Source organism: Corallococcus sp. AB018, from assembly GCF_003986945.1.
GTDB classification, from domain to species: Bacteria; Myxococcota; Myxococcia; order Myxococcales; family Myxococcaceae; genus Corallococcus; species Corallococcus exiguus.
In genome coordinates this window covers 21,754-27,753 of sequence record NZ_RAWR01000146.1, presented here as the reverse complement: position 1 = coordinate 27,753, position 6,000 = coordinate 21,754, and the positions used below count along the sequence as shown (strand labels likewise).

Here is a 6,000-nt window from a genome sequence, read left to right as displayed (position 1 = left end):
ACGTACGAGGTCGCAAGCGAGCCGAAGCCGCGTGGTTGCTCGCACTCGTCGCCCACAACCTCCTGCTCGCCATAGCGCAAGGCTGGTTCGACGAGTCGGAAGGCTCATTTCTTCTCACGCCCTGAGCCCTCAGGGAGGCTCGACGCGCAGCAGCTCGCGGAAGAGGACCTCCGCCACGTCGCGGAACAGCTCGCCGGACGCGAGCAGCCCGCCGCAGTGGTGGGGCTCGCGCGCGAGCGTCAGCGCCACCGCCTTGCCCAGCACCGCGTCCCAGAAGGGCTCCGAGTCGAGCGGCAGGAGGAACTCGCGGATGATGGCCTTCGGCCACGGCAGCACGGTGGTGGGGTCCGCGTCGCTCAAGCTGGTGAAGCAGTCCAGGTCCACGTCCAGCAGCACGGTGGACGCGGCCTCCAGCACGTCCCGCACCGCGTCCGTGGGGCCGGGGCGCAGGTATGCCTCCGCCGCTCGGTCCACGGTCGTCACCGACACGATGCGGTGCGAGCGTCCGCGCGCGTCCACGTAGGTGTCCCCGGCGAACGAGCCCCGGGGCCGGGTGCGCGCGATGATCAACGCGTCGCCCACGAGGTTCGCCTCCATCGCCGCGAGGATGTGGTCGTAGTTGCGCACGTCCAGCTTCCACCGCGCGTGTTCATCCAGCGCGCGCAGGCCGGCGGAGCGGTCCGGCATGTCCGCGGGGCGCTCTGGCACCACGATGTCCAGGTGCCGGTCCAGCGTGACGAGCAGGGCAGGGGGGCCCTCATCGCCCAGGGCACACGCCCACGCGGGCAGCGCGAGCCGATGCGGGTCGAACACATAGGCGTCCGTCGGACCGCGGCCTCCGCCCAGGCCCAGCCGCACCACCCCCGCGAGGCGCAGGTGGCGCAGGGCGTCGTCATTTTTCGAATTCATGCGGGACGAAATCCCCTCCAGGCTCCGGCGTTCAGAGGATGTCCATCCTGCCGCGAAAGGAGCCCCGTCCCTCGGGGTTCAATCACGCATGCGTCCATTCGTCACCGTCGCGCTGCTCCTCCTGGGGATGCCCGTCCTGGCCCAGGATCCGTCGTCCTTCCTGCGCCAATACGCTGAAACAGGGCGCTTCATGAACGGGAGGCCCGTGAATGCGCGCATCACCCCGGACGAGAAGTCCGTCCTCTTCCTGCGCACGTCCCCCACGTCCAACGTGCGGATGCTCTACGCGTTCGACGTGGCCAGCGGGCAGACGCGGGAACTGCTCACCCCCGAAGCCCTGCTCAAGGGCGCGGAGGAGACGCTGTCTCCCGAGGAGAAGGCGCGCCGCGAGCGCATGCGCGTGAGCGCCCGGGGTTTCACCTCCTACAGCCTCTCCGAGGACGGCACCCAGCTGCTGGTGCCCCTCTCCGGCCGGCTCTACGTGGTGGACCGCGCGACGGGGAAGCCCACGGAGCTGAAGACGGGCCCCGGTGTCATCGACCCGCGCCTGTCCCCGGACGGCAGGCAGGTGGCGTACGTGCGTGAGCACGACGTGTACCGGGTGGACCTGGCCACCAACCAGGAGAAGCGCGTCACGCAGGGCGGCACGGAGCAGAAGACGCACGGCCTGGCGGAGTTCGTGGCGCAGGAGGAGATGGGCCGCTTCTCCGGCTACTGGTGGAGCCCGGACGCGAAGTTCATTGCCTACGCGGAGTCCGACACCTCTGACGTGGAGAAGCTCACCGTCGTGGACGTGATGCACCCGGAGCAGCCCGGTGCCTCCTTCCCCTATCCACGCGCGGGCAAGGCGAACGCGAAGGTGCGCCTGGGCGTCACGCCCGTCACCGGCGGCAAGACGGTGTGGGCGCAGTGGGACGCGCGGAAGTATCCCTACCTGGCCACGGTGAAGTGGGACAAGGGCGGGCCGCTCACCCTCGTCGTGCAGAACCGCCTCCAGACGGAGGAGCAGGTGCTGTCGGTGGACCCCGTCACGGGCAGGACGCGCGTGCTCCTCACGGAGCGGGATTCGGCGTGGATCGACCTGCACCAGGAGTTCCCGCTGTGGATGGAGGATGGCTCGGGCTTCCTCTGGTACACCGACCGCAACGGCGCTTCGGAGGTGGAGCTGCGCAAGGCCAACGGTGAGCTGGCCCACTCCGTGGTGAAGCCGGGCGCCGGCTTCCGGAGCCTCACCCACTTCGTGCAGGCGGACCGGACGCTCTTCTTCACCGGCGACCCGAACCCCACGCAGAGTCACCTGTGGCGCGTGAAGTCCGGCGGCGCTCCGGAGCGGGTGGCCACGGGCACCCCCGGCCCCGCAGTGGAGTATGGGCTCGTCTCCAAGAGCGGTGGCCTGACCGTCCTCAACACCCAGGGCCCCAGGAGCATGCCGCGCATGGTGGTGCTCAAGGGCGACGGCACGAAGCCTGGCGAGCTGCCCTCCATCGCCCAGGAGCCTCCCTTCACGCCGAACTTCGAGGTGCGCCAGGTGGGCTCACGGAAGTTCTGGACCTCGCTGGTGAAGCCGCGCGACTTCAAGCCTGGCCAGAAGCTGCCCGTCATCGTGGACATCTACGGCGGCGCCATCGTCACCGTGGTGCACCAGTCCATGGCCCTGCACCTGATGGACCAGTGGATGGCGGATCAGGGCTTCCTCGTGGTGCGGGTGGACGGCCGCGGCACCCCGCTGCGCACCGCGGAATGGAACCGCGCGGTGAAGCACGACTTCGCCACCGTCACCCTGGATGATCAGATTGAAGCCGTGCAGGCCCTGGCGAAGGAGGTGCCGGAGATGGACCTGGGCCGCGTGGGCATCACCGGCTGGAGCTTCGGCGGCTACATGGCGGCGCTGGCCGTGATGAAGCGCCCGGACTTCTTCAAGGCCGGCGTCGCGGGCGCGCCGGTGACGGACTGGCGCGACTACGACACGCACGCGACCGAACGCTACCTGGGCCTTCCGGAAGAAAGCCCCCAGGCCTATGAGGTCAGCAGCCTGCTGACGTACGCGAAGAAGGAAGGGCCCATCGGCGCGCTGCTGGTGATTCACGGCACCGCGGACGACAACGTGTACTTCTTCCACGCGCTGAAGCTGTCGGACGCGCTGTTTCGTGCGGGCAAGCCGCACCAGCTGCTGCCCCTGTCCGGCCTCACGCACATGATGGCGGACCCGCTCGTCACGGAGCGCCAGTACGAACGGGTCATCACCCACTTCCAGCAGAACCTGAAGTAGCGGAAGGCCCCGCCCGGCACCTGTCCGAAAGGTCCAGGTGCCGCGGGGCGTCGTCCGCTTCCGGTGGGAATCCTCTCCATGGCCGGACGTTGGGAGGGCCGCGCGGCGGCCGGAGTGTAGGCTTGCCCGCACCTTCCCGCGAAAGGAGCCCCGCCCCGCGCGGGGATTCAGCTACGCATGCGTCAGGTCCTTACCGCCGCCGCGCTTCTCCTCATGAGCAGCGCTCCCTCCATCGCCCAGGAGCGCAAACCCTCCGCCATGGCCCCTTCGCAAAAGCAGCCGGACACCTTCCTGCGCCAGTACGCCGAGACGCGCCGCTTCCAGAGCGGCCGCCCGGTGGGTACGCGCATCACCCCGGACGAGAAGTCCGTCCTCTTCCTGCGCACGTCCCCCACCTCCAACGTGCAGATGCTCTACGCGTTCGACGTGGCCGGCGGCCAGGCGCGTGAGCTGCTCACGCCGGAGGCCCTGCTCAAGGGCACCGAGGAGACGCTGACCCCCGAGGAGAAGGCCCGCCGCGAGCGCATGCGCGTCAGCGCCCGGGGCTTCACCTCCTACAGCCTCTCAGAGGACGGCACCCAGCTGCTGGTGCCCCTCTCCGGCCGGCTCTACGTGGTGGACCGCGCGACGGGGAAGTCCACGGAGCTGAAGACGGGCCCCGGCGTCATCGACCCTCGCTTGTCGCCGGACGGCAAGCAGGTGGCGTACGTCCGTGAGCACGACGTGTACCGGGTGGACATCGCGGCCAATCAAGAGAAGCGCGTCACGCAGGGCGGCACCGCGCAGAAGACGCACGGCCTGGCGGAGTTCGTGGCGCAGGAGGAGATGAGCCGCTTCTCCGGCTACTGGTGGAGCCCGGACGCGAAGTCCATCGCGTACACGGAGTCCGACACGGCGGACGTGGAGAAGCTCACCATCGTGGACGTGATGCACCCGGAGAAGGGCGGGGAGATCTTCCCGTACCCGCGTCCCGGCAAGGCGAACGCGAAGGTGCGCCTGGGCGTCACCCCCGTCACCGGCGGCAAGACGGTGTGGGCGCAGTGGGATGCGCAGAAGTACCCGTACCTGGCCACGGTGAAGTGGGACAAGGGCGGGCCGCTCACGATTGTCGTGCAGAACCGCCTCCAGACGGAGGAGCAGGTGCTGGCGGTGGACCCCGCCACGGGCAAGACGCGCGTCCTCCTCACGGAGAAGGACAACGCCTGGGTGGAGCTGGCCCAGGACTTCCCGCTGTGGCTGGAGGATGGCTCGGGCTTCCTCTGGTACACCGAGCGCAACGGCGGCCCGGAGGTGGAGCTGCGCAAGGCGACGGGTGAGCTGGACCGCTCCGTGGTGAAGCCGGACGCGGGCTTCCGCAACCTGTCCCGCTTCGTCCAGGCGGACAAGACGCTCTTCTTCACTGGCGGCCCCAACCCCACCGAAAGCCACCTGTGGCGCGTGAAGTCCGGCGGCGCCCCGGAGCAGGTGGCCACGGGCACCACCGGCCCGGCCGTGGAGAACGGGCTCGTCTCCAAGAACGGAGGCTTGGTCGTCCTCAACACTCAAGGGCCCAAGGCCATGCCGCGCACCGTGGTGCTCAAGGGCGACGGCACGAAGCTGGGCGAGCTGCCGGAGGTGGCGCAGGAGCCTTCCTTCACGCCGAACTTCGAAATCCGCCAGGTGGGCCCGAAGAAGTTCTGGACCTCGCTGGTGAAGCCGCGCGACTTCAAGCCCGGCCAGAAGCTGCCCGTCATCGTGGAGGTCTACGCGGGGCCCACCGTCACCGTGGTGCACCAGTCCATGGCCGCGCACCTGCTCAGCCAGTGGTTCGCGGACCACGGCTTCCTGGTGGTGAAGGTGGACGGCCGCGGCACGCCGCTGCGCACCTCCGAGTGGAACCGCGCGGTGAAGAACGACTTCGCCACCATCACCCTGGATGATCAGATTGAGGCGGTGCAGGCGCTGGCGAAGGAAGTGCCGGAGATGGACCTGAGCCGCGTGGGCATCACCGGCTGGAGCTTCGGCGGCTACATGGCGGCGCTGGCCGCGCTGAAGCGCCCGGACTTCTTCAAGGCCGCGGTGTCCGGCGCCCCGGTGGTGGACTGGCGCGACTACGACACGCACTACACCGAGCGCTACCTGGGCCTGCCGGAACAGACGCCCCAGGCCTACGAGGTCAGCAGCCTGCTGACGTACGCGAAGAAGGACAGCCCCATTGGCGCGCTGCTGCTCATCCACGGCACCGCGGATGACAACGTGTACTTCTTCCACACGCTGAAGCTGTCGGACGCGCTCTTCCGCGCGGGCAAGCCGCACCAGCTGCTGCCCCTGTCCGGCCTCACGCACATGGTGCCGGATCCGCTCATCACCGAGCGCCAGTACGAGCGCGTCATCTCCCACTTCGAGCAGAACCTGAAGAAGTAGGCCTGAGCGCGGCGCAATGCCCTGAAAAGGCAGAGGCCCGGTTCCCTCAAGGGACCGGGCCTCTGTTGCTTCAACCAGTCCGTGAGGAATGGCTGAGACGCGTCACTTCACGCCGCGCGGACGTTCTGCGCCTGCAGGCCCTTCGGGCCCTTGGTGACTTCGAACTCCACCTTCTGGCCCTCGGCCAGGGTGCGGAACCCATCCATGTTGATGGCGGTGTGGTGGCAGAACACGTCCTCGCCCCCGCCGTCCTGGGTGATGAAGCCGAAGCCCTTCGCGTCGTTGAACCACTTCACGGTACCAGTTGCCATTGCGCTTCCTTGCGTTTGCAGGGCAGCCGTGGGGAAGGCCGCCCGTTCTGCCCGACGACCGGGGAGACAGAGCTATTTGTAGTGAAAGGGCCGACTGGAAGTCCAGCC

General features: G+C 68.7%; 4 protein-coding genes. 2 read left to right on the top strand and 2 right to left on the bottom strand.

Going from position 1 to position 6,000, the window contains the following annotated elements; translation table 11 throughout:
- Positions 1 to 129: 129 nt before the first annotated feature.
- Positions 130 to 909, bottom strand: coding sequence for a UPF0489 family protein (locus tag D7Y11_RS27510; RefSeq protein WP_120577115.1), 780 nt, complete (start codon positions 907 to 909; stop codon positions 130 to 132).
- 88 nt (positions 910 to 997) lie between these two features.
- Here D7Y11_RS27510 and D7Y11_RS27505 point away from each other — a divergent pair, with 88 nt between their 5' ends.
- The gene (locus D7Y11_RS27505) at positions 998 to 3,178 is read left to right on the top strand and encodes a S9 family peptidase (protein ID WP_126935183.1); all 2,181 of its coding nucleotides are present in this window, start codon (positions 998 to 1,000) and stop codon (positions 3,176 to 3,178) included.
- 177 nt (positions 3,179 to 3,355) lie between these two features.
- Complete coding sequence (locus D7Y11_RS27500; RefSeq protein WP_120577113.1) at positions 3,356 to 5,581, top strand: S9 family peptidase; 2,226 nt, start codon at positions 3,356 to 3,358, stop codon at positions 5,579 to 5,581.
- Positions 5,582 to 5,688: 107 nt separating this feature from the next.
- Here D7Y11_RS27500 and D7Y11_RS27495 read toward each other — a convergent pair whose 3' ends face one another.
- Positions 5,689 to 5,892: a cold-shock protein gene (locus D7Y11_RS27495; protein ID WP_014397260.1), complete on the bottom strand. Its 204-nt coding sequence runs from the start codon at positions 5,890 to 5,892 to the stop codon at positions 5,689 to 5,691.
- Positions 5,893 to 6,000: the final 108 nt, after the last annotated feature.

Bases quoted from the DNA above. Each gene is read 5' to 3' on its own strand.
- D7Y11_RS27510 (WP_120577115.1), bottom strand. From the start codon at position 909: ATGAATTCGAAAAATGACGACGCCCTGCGCCACCTGCGCCTCGCGGGG.
- D7Y11_RS27505 (WP_126935183.1), top strand. From the start codon at position 998: ATGCGTCCATTCGTCACCGTCGCGCTGCTCCTCCTGGGGATGCCCGTC.
- D7Y11_RS27500 (WP_120577113.1), top strand. From the start codon at position 3,356: ATGCGTCAGGTCCTTACCGCCGCCGCGCTTCTCCTCATGAGCAGCGCT.
- D7Y11_RS27495 (WP_014397260.1), bottom strand. From the start codon at position 5,892: ATGGCAACTGGTACCGTGAAGTGGTTCAACGACGCGAAGGGCTTCGGC.